Below are 17,625 nucleotides of genomic sequence, written 5' to 3' on the forward strand. Positions count from 1 at the left end.
CGGAACCGATAGACGCCCAGTAAGGTTTTCCTGATCAAGGAGAACGGCCATGACCGATGAGAAGAAGATCGTCGAGGTGAAGGTGGTGACAGGCACTGGCGAAGAAGTACCGATCGGGCTGATGAACGTCCGACAGGCGATGAAGCTTCCAGAGGAACTCGATGTGACGGTCTCACACCCGGAGAATGAGGCAGTGTCGACCGGAGCTGCCAACGAGAAAGCCGGACTGGAATCCAGCCCGCGTTCAGGGGCCGCATCCGATTTCCCGGCGCCGTCGACCGAAGTTGAGGCCGAGCGCTTCAAGGAAGCAAGGAAGGCGGTCCGCCTGGCATTGGACGATCTCGTGGCTTCTGCCAACCGGGCGGGTTGGAAGACGGACGAGATCGTTGTCGCGATCATGGAAGCTGGCCAGGCGATCAAGGATTCCTGCCAGGTCGAGTTCGATCCGGCAGACGATCCCGCTGTCTCGGACACGGTGCGGCCGGGAAAAGCCTAGTCGAACGAATTCGAGACCGGCAGCCGCTGACCGCCGAAGAGCACTTTGTAGCGGTTGGACCTGGGCCGCTTGGGCCCAATCGGACAATTCCTGGGGCGCGACCTTACTTCGTTCGCCCAATTACTGGTTCAGTTCTAAGACGTAGCCCTCAAGGAAGATGACTGGACGCAAGTCTATGTCGCCACGCTGGTCACGCACAAAGCCGTGCCGCTGGTAAAGACGGCTGAGTCCGGCGGCGCCACGCCTGATGTGGAGACATATAGCCGGGGCGTCAGCGGCAACTGCCCGCCGACGAACTTCGTCAAGAAACGCCGCTGACAGACCCTGGCCAATGAACCTTTGATGGATTGCAAGATATCTGAGGTCGACGGCGTCGCGCCGCCATGCTTCGTTGCCGTCCGCGCCCGGCGGGTACAGAGTTACGGTCCCCACAATCATTTTGTCAATCAACCCGACCAGAACGGTTGCTACTGATCGCTTGGCCTGCTGGTTTCGCAGATCTCGCCGACGATCTTCGGTCGTCACGACGTCGGGCATAAGGCGGGAATTCTGGTAGTCGAATAACCGGACGAGAAGTTCTCCGACGATGTGGTCGTCAGCTTCCGAGCTCTCTCGGAAAATGATACCGTTGCGATCAGGCATGATGCCCTCCTCAGACGTCCGAGGTCAGGCCGGACGAATGCCTTCGGCCCAGGACATGCCGAACCAGTCTGCGAAATCCGGTGCCTCACGCCAGGCTAACAGGCATCGAGTCCGCGGCAAAGCCCGGTCGGAACGATGTCATCGACCGCTTCTTCGCCGATGCTCGCGATGTTGCGAACTACATCCTCAAAGTCGGGATCGCCCGAACCATATGCTGTACGATGAATTCGTGCATGCGCTGAAATGGCGCGACAAGGGTGCCAGAAATATAGCAGATGTCGATGCAGACGCCGCCCGTTCAGCTACCTTCCGAGATTGTGCTGAGGATGACCGCTCTCCCAGTATCACAGGCCCGCAGAGCGGCGAGGCGAAGGAACAACTTCAGCCATTTCTGAGTTACCGGTTGTAGCCTTTCAAGCTGTACCAACACCTCTTATCGATCGGATCCCTATGACCGTACGCTATACGCTTGGCTGCGACCTTTCCTATGAGGTGAAGTCGCCAACGGTCTTCATCTTTAACTTGGAAGTCGCCAGGCTCGTGCGCCACCACGATCTGGTGGAACGCCTGGTGATCACCCCCGATCATGAGCGGCGGATTCACGTCGTTCCGGACATCCGCAATCGATATTTCAGTATCGAGGCGCAGCCTGGCCCGCTCAACGTACGGTATAAAGCCGACATCTCGCTGGACGTCTTTCGTGCGGACCCGAACACCATAGACGAAGTGCCATTGAATGCTATCCCGCTCGATATCATGCCTTTCCTGTTGCCCTCACGCTTCGTCCCTTCCGATAGGCTTGCGGCATTCGCCCAAAGGGAGTTTGGCGAACAGCCCATGGGGCATCGGCGGGTGACCGCGATATGCAACTGGATCTACGACAATATCGACTATCAGCGCGGCGCCTCGAACGAACAGACGACCGCGACGGAGAGTCTCATCAAGCGGGCCGGTGTCTGTCGCGACTTCTCTCATATCGGCACTGCATTCTGCCGCGCGCTCAACATCCCCGCGCGGTATGTATCCTGCTACGCCTACGGACTCGAGCCACGGGACTTCCATGCCGTCTTCGAGGCTTACCTTGGCGGCCGGTGGTGGCTTTTCGACGCTACTCGGCAGGCAAATCTCGATGGTCTTGTTCGTATCGGCGTCGGCCGAGACGCGGCCGAGATCGCGTTCGCGTCTCCGTTCGGTGAGATGGAGGCGGGACCAGTCGTGATCACTATCGAGCATGCGGACGGCACGCCCGAACTTCCGGGACGGACGACGGACGCTATTTCGACCGAAGAGCCCGCGCCGAACGCAGGAGCGAATTGACGCATCACAAGGTTGGCGATCTTGTCAAACCCTCTCCTAACACGGTGCTCTCAACAATTAAGGCCACGATGAAAACGACTGTCCTTCCTTCAGATCGCTTACGCCTCCTCCTCGCTCATAAAAACACCAAGATGGCCGCATCGGCACACGCGTACGTTCGTGGCAGCACAAAGCGCTTCTATGAATGGATTCACCGTGCCGATCGCGTCGAGCTTACGGAACTTGGCAGGAGCAGAGACGCCTCGTTCGAAGCACCATCGTGGCTCTGGAACGCGTCAGTTCCGCTTTTCTAGGCTTCGCAATGTCGTGGATCAATAAGCGGAAGGTGCGCGGTTGGAACAGACGGTAGTTCCCAGGGTTAGGTCCGGACACTTAATCGGAAGCTATGAACGGATTCCAAGATGACCGAACAAAAATCTCCGGCGACAGACGACAGCAGGACCGCGGACGGTGCAGACGTGCGACGCGCCAAGCTCGCCGACGAGGCCGCTACCGGCCTGCGTAAAGCGATGGGGTCAACAAGCGACCCTCAGGAAAGATCTAGTGAAGCCAGGCTGAAGAGGACTGTCGCCGCTGACGCGATTGGGACGCCTGCGGGAGGCACTGTGGAGGATGGGGAGGGCGCATCTGTCGCCGATATTCCAGAGTAAAGACGGCGGGACACACTTGGCGTGAAAATCGCCCACCCTTCGAAAAAGACGGCAATTAAAGAATACATCTTTGCTGGCCGGGCCGCATAGCATCGGGACATGGCGAAATCTCCAAAGTGAAACCCTTGAAATCATTGGCATGTCGCACTTGGAAATAGAATGTACCAACGTCCATCCGATGTTAAAGCTGAATAGGGCTGCGACGCTGTCGGCCAGTTAGAAACGCGACACTGGCACCGATGATCAGCCCCCGATCCGACCGGCTGGGCCGGGTTGAAAGGGCGGAGCGGGGGCGGGTGAAAGAACACCTCTTCGGCTTTAGCTTTCTCAATAGCAATTGTTCAGTCGCCGGCTGATACTCGCTTTTATCTGAATTGAGCGGGTAGGGATCAAAGCTGCACGATGCTTCCGGAAATCAAACTGCAGGGTGACGTCAATGTCGCCGCGCTGTCACCACTCGTTCGCGGCATGCTTCTGAGGAGAACACCCTGCCCACTCGTGCGCTAGGTTAGGCTAGATCCCCCCAGCGACTGCCCGCTTCAGGCAAATCTGGTATCACTTCAGGCTCGGAAGTCGCTTTTCGATACCCGACCCCAGGGGCGCTAAGGTCATAGACCTCCAACGGAACGCCGGAAATGTCTATGGCCAAAATCCCTACGAGTTCTGGGGGCGCATTGCGCAGGTAGTTCTCTGCGTGATCAAGAGCAATAATAAGCTCGTCGCGGATCATTGCGGCAGTCCAATCAGAAGGTAGGCCGCGAACCGTCGTGTAGTCCTCATTCGTGACGGACAACGCTTTACGACGAATCTCATCAACGATACGCAGTGGCGAGAAGTAGGGAGGCTTACCTGCTGCGGCCATAATTACTGGCCCCAACGGGCACATGTGGTTTTCGATCATCAGCAGATCGACATAGTCCCGAGCCTTCGTCCGCGTAGACGCGGCAATCACCTTGTTCACTGCAAGATCGGACGGGTGTAGGCGCGATCCCCACTCATCATCCCTGACCAGTGGGAAGAAGCGTGTCCGGGTCTCGCTCATCCATTGAACAAGGGTGCGTTCTCCGTCGCGAATTACACTTGCCTCAACGCAACCGTAAACGTTGACTTCAATCGATACTTTGAAACCGTCAGCCTCTAATTTCGCGATATCAGTATCCGCCGAGACACCAATTTCCTCGTCGGTATCATGAAAGATGTCAATGTCATCGGACATCCGTGGCCAATCCATGTTCAAAACCAAGCCGCCAGCAACGTAACTGGTGTCAGACCTGTTTCCGGCGATGGAGGCCATGATTTCTTTCTGGATCAGCGTTAGTGCCATCAGCGCCCGTCTCCTAGCTGAACGACCATTCTTCGTCCCATCGCATAAGCCCTCGCATCGCCGCGCTCCATAAGGGCATTGGCGACAACTCGCACCTTCTGCGGTAAATCATTCAGCTTTTCGATGTCGATGTTATCGAAAACTCTTAGCCCGTACCTCTCGGTCGCAATCCTGATAAATTCCGCAAGACGACTCTTTTCATCCCGATGCGCAGAGCGCAATTCAGCCGCTGCACTCACGATCTCATCTCTACGTGCTTTGGGAACGAGAACCTCCACCCTCACGAGATCAGACGCTCCTCCAGTCTCCCGGTACTTCTTGATGCGTTCTTTTGCAGACATGGTTACAACTCCTATATGCGGACAATATAGGCGTATCCCGGATACTCATCAAGTATCTATGTTTGTGGTGAAAAGCGCAAATTATCAGTCCGAGTTCACCAACCTGAATCTATCACAACAAAACCCATCGACTCCTAGGTGCCGCGCCGGCATGGTCTGTGACGTTCTGAATCATACGAATACACGCTGATCCGAGAGTCTACCGCCACAGAGACAGGTGGCAGTTGCTGCCTAATTCTGTGATAATCCATGTCGTAGAAATTCCCTTTCAATTTGTTGACGGTGTTGCTGCGAATCGCATTGGCCAATAGCTTCGCCATGTCCAACTGCCCTTGGAATCGGCTTGCTTGGCAGACGATAACGGTTCGTGGGATAGCAATAGCCTAGGGCCGCCAAGCAGAGGTATAGCCATATTTCGACCATACCGGCCGGACCATCCCGGTAATAGGCCTGCAGCAGCCGATTGACCTGGCTTCGACTGAGGTCGAGCCGTTCGGCAGCCTGGACGACGCTCAGGCGTTCGTCACGGATCTTCTGGATAAGTTCAAGGCGATGCAACTCTTTCTGCGACATAGTGATCAAACAGGACGTGACGACTCCGACCGCTCATGGTCTCGACCAGGCTGAGGATCGTCATCCTTTCTCCCAACGTTGGCTTTGACCAGCGCGTCGAGAGGCGAGACTGTCGCATCTCTAACTGGCCCAACTGTCGCATTACTAAATAGCCCTGTGAATTCATGCTGAGCTGCGACTTGCGGGCGGTTCAAGTTATCCGGCGTGCCTGATCTGCGCGAGCAGTTTTTTACGGAAGACCTCGGCTGGCGTTTGAAAGCCAAGGCACTTTCGCGGCGTGCTGTTGAGCCGATTGCAGATGTCGATCAGATCTGCGTCGGTTACCGACAAGGGATCGACCTCTCTCGAAAGCCATTTCCGTACTCGGCCGTTGGTGTTTTCGACGGTTCCTTTTTGCCATGGCGATTGCGGGTCGCAGAACCAGGTCTGGGTGCCGATGCTCGCTTGGAGGTAAGGCCAGTCGGTAAACTCCGTGCCACGGTTAAAGGTGATGGAACGACGGGCGAGGTGGGGCAGGGCCTGCAGCGCCTGCACAAGGCCGTTCATGACCGGTCGAGACTGCCGATCATTGTTGCGCAGAAAGATCGCAAAGCGGCTGACCCGTTCAACGAGTGACGTTACGTTGGCCTTTCCAAACTTCTTTCGGAACTGAATGAGATCGCATTCCCAATGCCCAAACTGCTTGCGATCGGCCACGACATTCGGGCGGCGTAGGATGTTGAGTTCCGGACTAAACCGTTGGCCATGCTTGCGTCTTGCATGCCGCGGTCGCCGCCGAGCCCGATGCTCCGGCAGGTGTCGCCACAGCTTGATCGCTTGGCCATCAGACGAGTATGCGAACTTGTAGATCGTTTCGTGGCTGACCGAGATCGGATGCCGCTCCAGGCGCATCCGGCCGGCAATCTGTTGCGGCGACCAGCCGTGCATGATCCTGTCAATGACGGACTGCCGGACATGCGAGAAGCGTACCAGCTTCCGCAGTTTTGCACGCCGTTCGCAAGCCATGTCATGCGCCGTCACACAGTAGTAGCCGTTGAGATCCGGTACGACCTTGTCGACGAACATGTTGCGCTTGATCTCCCGAAAGATTGTCGAACGATGTCGGCCAAGCTTCTCAGCTATAATCCCAATGCCAAGCCCAGCCATCCGCCAGCGGGCGATCTTGCGTCGTTCATCCAAGTCGAGATGGGAGTAGATACGGTTCATTGCATATTCCTTGCGAGTGACAACCCATTGGCATCATTCGCAAGTCGCACTTCATCCTTGAACCCACCCCGCTACAAAGGATTGTGGCGGGAGAGTTGGAATGTCCGGCGGTTTGCAAGGTAGAAATGTCCGCGTGGTCATCACACGGCACAACGGTCAGCCCCGATCTGAGCGGCTGATCCCGGTTGCAAGATCAGATCGGGGCGGGTGGTAAATACACCTCTTCGGCTTTAGCTTTGACACGCCTCACTCCGCAGCCTGCTGTCGCGACAATGCTTTCTGGCGCCGTGCGATCACTGCCGGATCGTTCATGAAATCCTTCCGCCGGCCAGGTCCGCGAGCCCGTTTGACGTAGCCATTCTTGTCACTGCTGCTCTTCACCTTCGGCTTGTCCTGCTGCTCCTGGCGCTCCTTGATATAGGCCAGAACATCACCCAACCGCTTGTTCTCGGTGATCGCGGCATGCGTCACCCGCTGGTCCTTGTCGAACACCGTGTAGGGCAGGGAGTAGCCTTTCCACCGCACATCCAGACGACCGTCGGCATAGGCATAGGTCTCGACATAGCGCCCCACCAGCCCACGCGTCACATCGGTCTCCTCCAGCATGATCCGCTGGCGCTCGAACGAAAACGTCAGCTGCGATCCAACATAGCGCTGCTCGCGTTTGCACAGGATCTCCGTCAACCGATCTGGCGCCAGATTCAGCGGCCGATGCAGATCATCAGACCGGGCAGGGGTAACCGCAAAACGCGCATTGTAGTCCTCCATGAAGTCCGGCAAAAACGCGTTGCCGGCCTCCATGCTGTCGATGCCGCAAAGCCTGAGCTCCTTGACCAGGCGGTCCTGCAGCGTCCGGTTCATGCGTTCGACACGACCCTTGGCCTGGCTCGAATTTGCGCATAGAATCTCGATGTTTAACTCGCAAAGTGCACGCCCGAACTGGGTCATGCCCTGGCCACCTTTGGCATCCTTCTTCGCCACCCGGAACACCGAATGCTTGTCCGAATAAAAGGCAATCGGCGCGCCGTGACGGTGGAGATAGAGTTCCAGCGCCTCGAAGTAGGTGAAGGCACTTTCCGAGCGCACGAAACGCAGCTGCATCAGCCTGCCGGTCGCATCGTCGACAAACACCAGCAGCGAGCAAGGCGGCCCGCGATCCTCGAACCAGCGATGCTCCGATCCGTCGATCTGCACCAACTCGCCATAAGCCTCGCGTCGAAGCCGCGGCTGGTGAAACGTCCGGCGCTGCTTGCGCGACAGCCACAGTCCGGCCTCGGACATCCAACCGCGCACCGTCTCGCGTGACACCCGCAAGCCATCGCGCTCAGCCAACTTCTCCGTCGCCAACGTCGGGCCGAAATCCGCATAACGTTCGCGAACCAGCGTCATCGCATAGTCCCGAACGCCGTCGCTGATCCGGTTGTTCGATGGCCGGCCAATCGCCTTGTGGCGGATCGATGCCGCGCCGCCAATCCGTATCCGTTCCAGAAGTCGGCGCACCTGGCGCTCGCTCAGGTCAAGCACATGCGCCGCTGACACCGTCGTCATCCGGCCAGCGGCCACCTTCGATAAAATCTCAATCCGCTGCAGATCGCGCTCGCTCATCGCTATCAATCCCATCTGCAATCTCCCACGCATCCTTCAGACCCGGGGAGTGTGACATTCCAACTTTGCAGAAACAGGACATTCTAACTTTGTGGCTACAAGGATGTATCGCATAATCTATCTTATGGAACTTTATGTACGGCTCAAGGACGCGCTACACTTATAGGATATAAGCCCTAGCTCAAAAACGGCACCTGTCGACCTCTTCGAACCGAACCAGCGCTTCTTTCTTGCAGGCGGCTCCCAAAAACTCCTGAAGACATCAGGAGACCGACATGACGATCCCGCACCCTTACAGATACCCCGCCGCTGTCGATTTGCGCTGAGAGTTGGCTCTGACGCACTTTTGCTGATGTGCAGCCCCTACGACGCGCCTATCAACCGCGCCTGCAGCAGATCGAGTTTTGCTCTTCCGTACATCTGGCGCTTGATGAGCATCAAGCGTGTGATCTGACCTTCTGTTTGGCCGTTCGACCAAGGTGAGATAATTGCATTTCTGACGGCATCGAGGTCCTTTCCAATGCCCGCGGCAAACGATCCGACCAAGCTGCTCCTGGCAGCTTCCAGCCATTCGTCCAGCTTACGCGCAGTCTTCGAGCGGATCATGGACTGGAAGTCCCCGATGACCGTGCGGGCAACCACAAGGTCCGGGACGTTCACTTCGATCGCCGCGACGAGGATCGCTTCGGACTTTGCAAGGTCATCGCGCGCGGTGGTCATGAGCCGAGCGATGACACGTGCCGATGGCGTTCTGGCGAGCCCGCTCTGATTAGCCTTTTCCGCAAGACGACGGCGTTGAGCCCATTTCGATACGACGCCACTCTGTCCCGTAAAGCCCTTCGTCTTCAGTTCACGCCAGAGTGCCGAAGCGCGTTACGTGCCCCTTCTTCTCAGCGGTTGTGAGCCAAGGCAGCCAGCGATCCAGAGAGCTGGGCCGTGTTCGGAATACGTCGAGACGCTGCCCCCTTGAAACGCGAAAGAGCTTTCGGCTATGGGCGGTTTGCCGCACAATCTGCCGAATTGATGTTCCATTCTTCGACAGCTCACGAACCGCCTCGTTCGTTTCCTGGCGGCGTAGATACCCTTCATACTGCAGCTTTTCAGCGTATGTGAGAAGCTTGGGAGCAACAACATTGCTGCCGACCGCCTGCCTGATCTGTCGCATCGTCTTGCTGACTGTATCGAGGAAGGCTCGACTGGAATTTTCCATTAGATGCCAGCGATCAGCAACCTGCTCAGCATTGGGCAATGCGTTCGCTATGGCCTCGGCAACGGTATGCGCAACCCATTATTGAAACTAGCGTTAAATTCGAGCGGCCGTCCAAGCCTTGCCGTGCCAGGATCGCGTATCCTTCTGGTATCTCGTCCCTCCTGGGCTATCACCGGCGTTTTCCCCGTCCGGTCCAGAACCTCGATCGCCATTGCAATCCGTGGATCATCCAGCGGCCGCAGCTCGGCGGAATCCGCCCAATAAAGGTGGATCGATCATTCGCCTGTCTCGAAGGTGCCAGGCACCGTGACAGGAGCAAGCGCATCCTTGAGCGCACTGTCGTCACCGTAACGTCCATTACGACGGACGGATTTCCGAAGTAGGGAGGCGCGACGGGTGACGCCCTGCCCCGACCACCCGCGCTATAGTGTTTCCCCAAGTCGTGCGCCGAACCCAAAAGCCCGGGCCGCCGGCCTCCGTTGAAGAAACCCTGTTGAGCTGAAAGCGGCTGCCTGAGCAGCCGCCAATAACAATCACTTACCAGCGGCTGCGTCTTCGATGACTTTCGCTACCTTCTCAGGGTGGGAGACCATTACGACATGGGACGCGCCCTTCACCACGACCGTCTCTTTGGAGTGAGCTCGTTCTGCCATCCAGCCCAGCGCCTCAGGTGGGACGTTCTTGTCCGCGTCACCATATACAAACCAGGAGGGGACCGTCTGCCAGCTTGCGACAGTCGAAGCCTCGCCGAGTGCCTTGTCGGCGATCGGTCGCTGGGTAGCAGCCATCAGTTTACCTTCACTTGCCGAGACATCAGCGGCAAACTGGTCGTGAAACTTATCCTGCTGGATGTAGAGATCTTTCGATCCATCATCCAGGGAAACGGGCTCTGCGAGTGTCGGTGCCAGCGTGCTACCGGGGAACTTCCCCGAAAGAGCGAGTGCTGTTTCGCCAACGTCAGGCGCAAATGCGGCGACGAAGACCAATGACTTCACGTTTGAGCTGCCCTTGGCTGCCTCGTTGATGACCGACCCACCGTATGAGTGGCCTACGAGAACCACGTTGGTCTTAAGGCCTGCCAGTACCTTGCGGACGTAATCGCCGTCGCCCTTCACGCTTCTCAACGGATTGGCGACTGCAACAACGGGATACCCGTCCTTCTCCAACCGAGTGATCACTCCATTCCAGCTAGAGGCGTCAGCAAACGCTCCGTGGACTAGCACCACCGTGGGCTTATCTGCAGCATGGGCACCAAACGCCAAGCCAACGGTCAATGCTGCTGCGGTGAAAACTTCTTTGAACATGGTCACTCTCCTATTTGATTGTGCACAATCTATTTACGCGCAATCGTTTGTTTTGCAAGTGTCGCATACGGCGATCACTCGGATTTGAACAGCTCGCGACTATCTGGCGCGCCCCGGGCATCGAGAACCCGACCTACTGCAACCGTTTCCCAAAACACAACGTACCCTCAGGGGGCATCCGCCGGTCTATCGCCATTATTGGCTCGACACTGGCCGTTACGGACCTCGCTGACCGCCTACTCGTACCCTGTCATCTCGAGATAACCTACGCCTGTGGTATAGCCTTCAAAAAAGATAGGGCCTTCCCAGTACGGCGTGGACGTAGCCATCCAAGATTGATCGTTCACCGGCTGAGTTTGAACATCAAGCGATTTCGACGGGACCTCAATCCGCCAGGACACCGGGACCTGCTTCCCATCGACCGTCGCGGTCCGCAGTGGGGTGAGACGAACTTGGTCTCCGGTCAGCGGCAATGTGCGCCCATCAGGAGAGATCCAGTTTGCCGAGATAAACCCGTTCTTGTCATCGCGGAGACGAAAAGCCATCAGCTTCTCGCCGCTCGCCAAGTGCAGCGAGAACCAATCCCACCCCGTCTGGTTCGAAGCCAGCGGTTGCGAGGACCACTCCCTGTCAAGCAACGCATTGCCACTCACTGTGATAGGCTTCCCCGACACCTCTATTGTTCCGGAGACTTCATAGAACGGCTGAGAATAGTAGTAGCTCGCCTGGCCGCTTGCCGACTTCACCGAGAACCCGTTGTCGCCCTGGAGCACAAGCGGACCGTTTGCCTTGAGGTTCAAAGCGTAATTAAAGTCTGGCCCAGCGGCTTTTAGTGAGAGGTTTGCCAAAGGATCGGAGCTGGAATTGTCGACGGCGGACATTGTCCATTCGTCTATCCAGGCGCGGAAGGGCGCAGCCTTGACCCCCGCTTGGCCCACGCCGCCACGGCCGAGCCGCTCCGCGACGTATTGGTGGTCGGGCGTCGTGACAGCGGCAAGTCCGATCCATATCTGAGGGTCAGCGAAGCCAGCCTTGCTTTCCGGGGCGAGTGCTGATCGGAAAAGTGTCCACTGCGCTCCGTATCGCTTGCCGTCCTGCCCCTTGAGATTGGCAGTGACGTACCACCATTCGATGCGATACTCCGGATGCGCCCCATGATCTCTCGGAAAAGATAGTTCATGGCCGCGCTCTGGAATAGCGAAGCCCTGGGCGTCCGATCCTAATCCAGCGAACCCTTGCCCTAGCGTTTCTCCCGCTGAACCCATCATGGCGGCGACCACCAAAATCAAAGCAGCTGCTCTACCGCTCATTGGCAAAAATCCTAAGCAGATCGGCCGGATTTATCGTCGCAAGGCGACGGACAGGAAGAAACACCGAAGCGAGCGCCGCAAGAAAGGCGATTGCACCAAGCAACAGCCAGTCCAGGGGGAATACGTACATCGGCAACCGCCATCCAAAGGCTTCAACATTCACAATTGCCAGCAACACCCACGCTAATACAAGACCGACGGGTATTGCCGCGATAAACGTAGCTAGCCACAGCGCCAACGTTCGGGCGACCTCATATAAAGCTAGATTACGCCGACGCACCCCCATCGCCCAGACGGGCGCAAGTTGGGGAAGCCGGATTGCGGAAAGGGTCAGGAGACTGGAGAACATGGCGAAACCGGCTACGGCCAAGGTGAGGAAGTTTAGCGCATCAGTAACCTTGAATGTCTGGTCGAAAATCGCTCGCGATTGCCTCTTCAACGCGGCTTGATCTACGACAGCAGTCTCCGGGAGGCCGAAGTCCTCGATCAATTGTCGCTTCAGATCACCCGATTTATTAGGAGAAACACGCACGCCATATCGGAGCTTGGCGACCTGCGGGTAAGGAGCAGTCAAAGCGTCAATCCCGATGATGACCTGCCCGTTTGGGTTTCCATAGTCAGAGAAGACTCCGACGACTTTTGCATTCCAGCCGCCGGGCATGGCTAGTGCGTCACCTAATTTCGCCGCACCGCCCCGCCACATCTGCTCGTTGACGAGGGCACCCTCACCTTTTGCGATCGTGTCCCAGACGCCAACCTGTGATGCGATCAGCGGCCAATGCTCGTGGTAGGTCGGGTCGTCCGCGACCCCAAAGACCTGAATCTGCTCCCCTGCAACATCGCCCTCAGTGCTCCAGATTGGCAGGACGGAGGTCGAGTGCGAGGGAAGCCAAGCCCGCAACCTCGTCGCTTCGTCTTCATCCTTGGCGGTGACGTAAAGCTCGGCGGCGAGACGTTGATCGAGCCACCCGGTAAACGTCAGCCGGAAACTGGAAACCATGGTGCCAACGCCGATGTTAGCCGACAGCGCCAGCAAAAGTGCCATCAAAGCCAGCGACAACCCGGGAAGTTGAATACGCGTGTCAGCCCAGAACCATTCGGTCATGGCGCTGCGTGACAAACGCTGCATGCCGATCAATACGGCTGCTAAAACTGACGGAAGCATGAGTGCTGCGCCCAGCAACAGGCACCCTGACACCGCGAAACCAGCCACCAGGCCCGATGCGGTCAGCGCTAAAGCGCCAGCAAGTGACAGAAGTATCCCCCAACCCCTGCTTGGATCATCAGTCCTCGCGCAGACGCCCGTGCCCAAGCTCGCGGTTGCGCCGCGGCGAGAATTGGGAGCTTCCAGACCCTGTAGAGGCTTTGAGCGGAAGAAATCGCCGCCCCAGCAAGCGCTATACCCAGTCCAGCAAGCCACCACTCCGGGCGGATCGAGAGCGACCCGGAGACATTGGCCCCGTAAAGTCCTCGAAGGGTGGCCGCGACACCCGGCATGAGAATCGACGCAATCACGTAGCCCAGTATGACCCCGATCACGCCAGATGCCAGAGCGAGCATCGAAAGCTCAACAACGAGCATCGCTGTCAGTTGACGGAGAGAGATCCCAAGGGATCTCGAAATGTGCCGCGTCGTTGCTCGAACGTAAGACCTGTTGCCGAGTAGACGATGAAAAGACCGACGACAAAGGACAAGAAACCAAAAGCGGTTAGGTTCAGATGGAAACTATCAGTCAATCGCGCGACATCCGGTTGCTCCGCCGGTCTGCGGACAACGAGCGCGGGTGAGAACTGGCCAAGGGAACTGGCAGCTAGACTTTGCTCCGGGGCAACAACGAGACGATCGATCCGACCGCGCTTGTCCAAGAGTCGATCTGCGACAGCGATGTCCACGAAGGCTGCGCCCTCCGGCACGTTCGCGTCAATCCGGACTTTCATATCCGTATTGCCACGGAGCTGTTCAGCTGTGGTGCTGGACACCAAAAGCTGCCCGCGCGGATCGAAGAAGCTCGTGAGCTCGCTTCCGCTCTCAATGGCGACCGTTTGGCTATCTCGGGGCATGGTCAAAGGGTCTATGCCGATTAACCGGATGCGGGCTGTCTCAAGGCGCACTATCCCTTCAATAACCGGCGAGACTTTGAGACCTGAGCGCCGAATCTTCCCATAGATCTCCGTGGAGATGCCGGTGCCGTCGTTAGCCACGATTTGCGCTAGCGCTCCCTGCTCTAAGACCGAAGCCGCCCGAGCATAACTTGCCCTTGCCTCGGTATTGATCGCTTGCACACCGGACCACAGTGCCGTTGCGAGCGCGATACCCATCACCAGCGTCAGGAGCTGCAAGGGTTTCCGACGCCAGTGGGACAGGAGGGCGCTGAAAGCTTGAACGCTCATTCGGCAATCTTCCCGCCTCGAAGGAGTACGGTACGATCCAGTCGAGCCGCTAAACGGGTCGAATGCGTGACAAGCAGCAGCGCCGATCCAGCGCTTCCCGCCAGATCAAGCATCAAATCAAGTACGGCGTCACCGGTTTGTTCGTCCAGATTGCCGGTCGGTTCATCGGCAAGGATAAGCCGAGGCTTGGCAGCGAGGGTTCGGCCTATCGCAACGCGCTGTTGTTGTCCTCCAGATAACTGTTCCGGGTATCGGGTAGTGTACTGCTCCAATCCCAGGGCCTCGATCAGCTTCCTTTCCCAGACGCTGTCGTGTCGCTTCGCCAGTTTCGCGTGGAAGGATATATTTGCAGCGACCGTCAAGGACGGAATGAGATTGAACTGCTGAAATACAAGGCCGACCTTGGTTCTTCGATATCGGGCCCGCTGGTCCTCGGAGAATGTGCTCAGATCGTCGCCGTCCATGACAACAGAGCCACTGTCTGCCCGATCGAGACCGCCTGCCAGATGAAGGAGCGTACTTTTGCCGCTTCCAGACTCTCCTGTAAGAGCGACGCTCTCACGGGCCGATACACTAAGGTTGATCCCTTTCAGGATCTCGATTGGCCCTTCAGTGGATGGGTATGATTTGCGAACGGCGTCAAGGGTGAGGATCATTGTTCGCTCTGGCCACTTTCGAGGAGAAGTCGATTTGACTGACCTATGCAGAAAGCGGCCTTTCCACAAGGCCGCAGCCGGTTGATTTCAAAGCGGTCGTCCTGTGGCGGTCCGAGGGCTCTGGTCTGGACGACCTGCAGCGAGGCTCACGCAGGAGGCGGCCATGCGCATGTCGCGGTACTCTCAAACATTTGCGAGCTCACAGGGTTCCACGGCCGGTGGTTCGATGCGCGTCCATAACCGGCCACTTGAAAGCAATGACTCGAATGCGCACATGAACAGAAAGAGAACTTCAATTGGGAGCCTTCTCATGTCAAACGGTGGGTCCATTTCGAAAACTGCTATCGACAACCTGGGGGCTATCGCGAGATTTCGCCGTCAGTACCGGTCAAATAGAGGTTGGCTCGTTGGCAACAAGCGGATCCCGTCAGGCGCCATCGCTGCACTCGAGCAGAAATCTCTCCTGAGGGAGGTTGCGTTCAACGGCGAACCGACTCTCATTTTGACTGAAGACGGGAAGCGGGTCCTTGCAGAACAATCGCGCCGATAGCGGAGTACGCGTTCGAGCAACTGACGATGGTGGGCTCGCGCATACACCCCAAACTTTCCATCGGCTTGAGCAATAGACCTACCCTGCACTGACCGATCCGAACCAGGCGCCGTCGTCACACTCTACTTCAAGCCTGAGATTGCGCTGCTAGATCGCGCTGCGATAGGAAACGGTAAGCTCGCCCCACTCGAATTAAGATTTCTTCTTGAGCGCGCTCGGTTTATGAGCTGCTTTTGCTCCGGTCTTCGAACTCTCGACGATGACCTGCGGGTCTGATCGGGACGCTTTTATCTGGTGACCTTTGATTTTTGTAGGGCTGGTCTGCTTCTTGACGACGGTCCCAGTCGTCTCACCCTGGCTGGTTTTCCAGACGACATGGTCGCCCTTCTTCAGGTCCTTGCTCATGACCTACTCCATTCAACGACGCGTTCGAATCTTCAGCGCTTCGACATTACTTGGCGGTGACACGCAGCGCCCCTAGATCGCCAAACGTCCGATGGAGCGTCGTGATCTTATCATCAGCTACGTCCGCTGAGACTTCGATCTCGCCACTAAGTGTAGCGTCTTCTCGTCCATCTTCATTTGCGGACGAAGCATCACCACCACTGGCCTCAACACCCGAGGAATTCTGACGACCGGCGGCTTGAACAAACACATCTGTCCGCTCGATACCGATCTTTTGCACCAGATGCTCGACCGCGAGGTCCGCTGCTTCGCGCGTTTCAAAGGTTGCGGTCACGGTTTTGTGAACCGCACCGGGTTTGCCGGAGGCTCCAACTTCTGAGAGAGTGGAGCCGATATGAGCAAGACAACGAACAAGTTTTCACCTGAAGTCCGCCAACGCGCCATCCGTATGGTGCTTGATCACGAGGCTGACCACCCGTCGCGGTGGGCTGCCGTTTCATCTATTGCGGGCAAGATCGGTTGCTCGCCAGCCACGCTGCATGAATGGGTGAAGAAGACCGAGGTCGACAGCGGCAAACGAGCAGGCTTGCCGAGCGACGCGGCCGAGAAGATGAAGGCTCTTGAGCGGGAGAACCGCGAGCTTCGTCAGGCCAACGAGATTTTGCGCAAGGCGTCTGCTTATTTCGCGATGGCGGAGCTCGACCGCCCCTTCAAACGATGATCTCGTTCATTGACGAACACCGTGGCGTGTTCGGGGTCGAGCCGATCTGCAGGCTTTTGCCGATTGCCCCGTCCACCTATTATGAGGTCATCGCCAAGCGCACGGACGTAGACCGTCTGTCGGCCCGCGCTCGACGCGACATTGCCATGAAGGTCGAGATACGCCGGGTGTTCAACGAGAACTTCCAGGTCTATGGCGTGCGCAAGGTCTGGCGGCAATTGCAGCGGGAGGGCTTCGACATCGCTCGCTGCACAGTCGCTCGGCTTATGAGGGCAATGGGGCTGCAGGGCATAATTCGCGGCAAACCGATCCGCACGACGGTCAGTGACAAGACCGCGCCATGTCCACTCGATCGGGTGAACCGGCAGTTCTACGCTCCCGCGCCGAACATGCTGTGGTTATCCGATTTCACCTATGTCGCGACTTGGCAGGGCTTCGTTTACGTGGCCTTCGTCATTGATGCCTTCGCCCGCCGGATCGTCGGTTGGCGGGCAAGCCGGACTGCCCACGCGGGCTTTGTGCTCGATGCCCTCGACCAGGCACTTCATGATCGGCGACCCGTCCACCGTGGAGGACTGATTCACCATTCCGACCGCGGATCGCAATATGTGTCCATTCGCTATTCCGAACGGCTGGCGGAAGCGGGCATCGAGCCGTCGGTCGGGAGTGTTGGAGATTCCTATGACAACGCTCTCGCTGAAACGGTCAATGGTCTTTACAAGGCCGAGGTCATCCATCGGCGAGGACCGTGGCGAAACTTCGAAGCCGTGGAGTTCGCCACGCTGGAATGGGTAGATTGGTTCAACAACCGTCGCCTTCTGGAGCCCATCGGCAACATACCGCCAGCCGAAGCCGAAGAACGATATTACGCCATGCTGGACGCACCGGCCGTGGCCGCATAACTTAAACGAAATGGCCTCCGGCA

Annotated in this window: 15 protein-coding genes, 3 pseudogenes and 1 other annotated feature; of the genes and pseudogenes, 4 read left to right on the plus strand and 14 right to left on the minus strand. The window is 57.5% G+C overall.

The genetic code is table 11. The features are described 5' to 3' along the window. Window positions 1-49: 49 nt before the first annotated feature. Entirely contained in the window at window positions 50-496 is a 447-nt protein-coding gene (locus F2982_RS31820) for a hypothetical protein (RefSeq protein ID WP_246777742.1), read from the plus strand. 120 nt (window positions 497-616) lie between these two features. Here the strand turns inward: F2982_RS31820 and F2982_RS29055 are convergent, their stop codons facing one another. Next, complete coding sequence (locus F2982_RS29055; protein WP_203431555.1) at window positions 617-1,138, minus strand: GNAT family N-acetyltransferase; 522 nt, start codon at window positions 1,136-1,138, stop codon at window positions 617-619. Window positions 1,139-1,588: 450 nt separating this feature from the next. Here F2982_RS29055 and F2982_RS29060 point away from each other — a divergent pair, with 450 nt between their 5' ends. After that, window positions 1,589-2,455 (plus strand): transglutaminase family protein, encoded by an 867-nt coding sequence (locus tag F2982_RS29060; RefSeq protein WP_148194842.1) that lies wholly within the window; start codon window positions 1,589-1,591, stop codon window positions 2,453-2,455. A 68-nt stretch (window positions 2,456-2,523) separates the two neighbouring features. After that, a pseudogene (locus F2982_RS31825) lies at window positions 2,524-2,649 on the plus strand (DUF2252 family protein); the annotation flags it as partial. Window positions 2,650-3,613: 964 nt separating this feature from the next. On the opposite strand, the gene F2982_RS29065 reads toward F2982_RS31825, so the two are convergent. From F2982_RS29065 to F2982_RS29125, 13 genes and pseudogenes are all read right to left on the minus strand, one after another. Then, window positions 3,614-4,429, minus strand: coding sequence for a nucleotidyl transferase AbiEii/AbiGii toxin family protein (locus F2982_RS29065; RefSeq protein WP_112712689.1), 816 nt, complete (start codon window positions 4,427-4,429; stop codon window positions 3,614-3,616). After that, on the minus strand, window positions 4,429-4,770 hold the full coding sequence (locus F2982_RS29070; RefSeq protein WP_025555477.1) for a hypothetical protein: 342 nt from the start codon (window positions 4,768-4,770) through the stop codon (window positions 4,429-4,431). Before F2982_RS29070 ends, F2982_RS29065 begins: the two co-directional genes overlap by 1 nt. Window positions 4,771-5,187: 417 nt before the next feature. Further along, window positions 5,188-5,343, minus strand: a pseudogene (locus F2982_RS29075) (helix-turn-helix domain-containing protein); the annotation flags it as partial. A gap of 195 nt (window positions 5,344-5,538) precedes the next feature. Further along, window positions 5,539-6,549 (minus strand): IS30 family transposase, encoded by a 1,011-nt coding sequence (locus tag F2982_RS29080; protein WP_148194840.1) that lies wholly within the window; start codon window positions 6,547-6,549, stop codon window positions 5,539-5,541. A 246-nt stretch (window positions 6,550-6,795) separates the two neighbouring features. After that, window positions 6,796-8,169 (minus strand): ISNCY family transposase, encoded by a 1,374-nt coding sequence (locus tag F2982_RS29085; RefSeq protein ID WP_203428885.1) that lies wholly within the window; start codon window positions 8,167-8,169, stop codon window positions 6,796-6,798. 348 nt (window positions 8,170-8,517) lie between these two features. Next, window positions 8,518-8,874 carry a transposase gene (locus tag F2982_RS29090; protein WP_246777743.1) on the minus strand — a complete coding sequence of 119 codons (357 nt, stop codon included), beginning with the start codon at window positions 8,872-8,874 and terminating at the stop codon, window positions 8,518-8,520. A gap of 130 nt (window positions 8,875-9,004) precedes the next feature. Beyond that, on the minus strand, window positions 9,005-9,403 hold the full coding sequence (locus F2982_RS29095; RefSeq protein ID WP_165402641.1) for a hypothetical protein: 399 nt from the start codon (window positions 9,401-9,403) through the stop codon (window positions 9,005-9,007). A 494-nt stretch (window positions 9,404-9,897) separates the two neighbouring features. Beyond that, a complete protein-coding gene (locus F2982_RS29100; RefSeq protein ID WP_203431556.1) occupies window positions 9,898-10,668 on the minus strand; it encodes an alpha/beta hydrolase in 771 nt (256 codons plus the stop codon). Between the two features lie 236 nt (window positions 10,669-10,904). Then, window positions 10,905-11,978, minus strand: a complete 1,074-nt coding sequence (locus F2982_RS29105) for a lipocalin-like domain-containing protein (RefSeq protein WP_203431557.1) — start codon at window positions 11,976-11,978, stop codon at window positions 10,905-10,907. Next, window positions 11,968-14,368, minus strand: a pseudogene (locus F2982_RS29110) (ABC transporter permease). Before F2982_RS29110 ends, F2982_RS29105 begins: the two are co-directional and overlap by 11 nt. Next, window positions 14,365-15,024 (minus strand): ABC transporter ATP-binding protein, encoded by a 660-nt coding sequence (locus F2982_RS29115; protein WP_112716129.1) that lies wholly within the window; start codon window positions 15,022-15,024, stop codon window positions 14,365-14,367. Before F2982_RS29115 ends, F2982_RS29110 begins: the two are co-directional and overlap by 4 nt. A gap of 742 nt (window positions 15,025-15,766) precedes the next feature. Further along, entirely contained in the window at window positions 15,767-15,979 is a 213-nt protein-coding gene (locus F2982_RS29120) for a DUF2945 domain-containing protein (RefSeq protein ID WP_112716125.1), read from the minus strand. A 46-nt stretch (window positions 15,980-16,025) separates the two neighbouring features. Next, window positions 16,026-16,313 (minus strand): hypothetical protein, encoded by a 288-nt coding sequence (locus F2982_RS29125; RefSeq protein WP_246777744.1) that lies wholly within the window; start codon window positions 16,311-16,313, stop codon window positions 16,026-16,028. A 60-nt stretch (window positions 16,314-16,373) separates the two neighbouring features. Between F2982_RS29125 and F2982_RS29130 the strand changes: the two genes are divergently transcribed. Further along, window positions 16,374-17,602 (plus strand): IS3 family transposase gene (locus F2982_RS29130; RefSeq protein ID WP_203431501.1). Its coding sequence is split into 2 segments (ribosomal slippage): window positions 16,374-16,668 and window positions 16,668-17,602, totalling 1,230 coding nucleotides; the frame shifts between segments, so codons are not numbered across the junction. Further along, window positions 16,655-16,771 (plus strand) — a sequence feature (AL1L pseudoknot). Its footprint overlaps the gene before it by 117 nt. Window positions 17,603-17,625: the final 23 nt, after the last annotated feature.

It is taken from the genome of Rhizobium sp. BG4 (genome assembly GCF_016864575.1).
GTDB lineage: Bacteria > Pseudomonadota > Alphaproteobacteria > Rhizobiales > Rhizobiaceae > Rhizobium.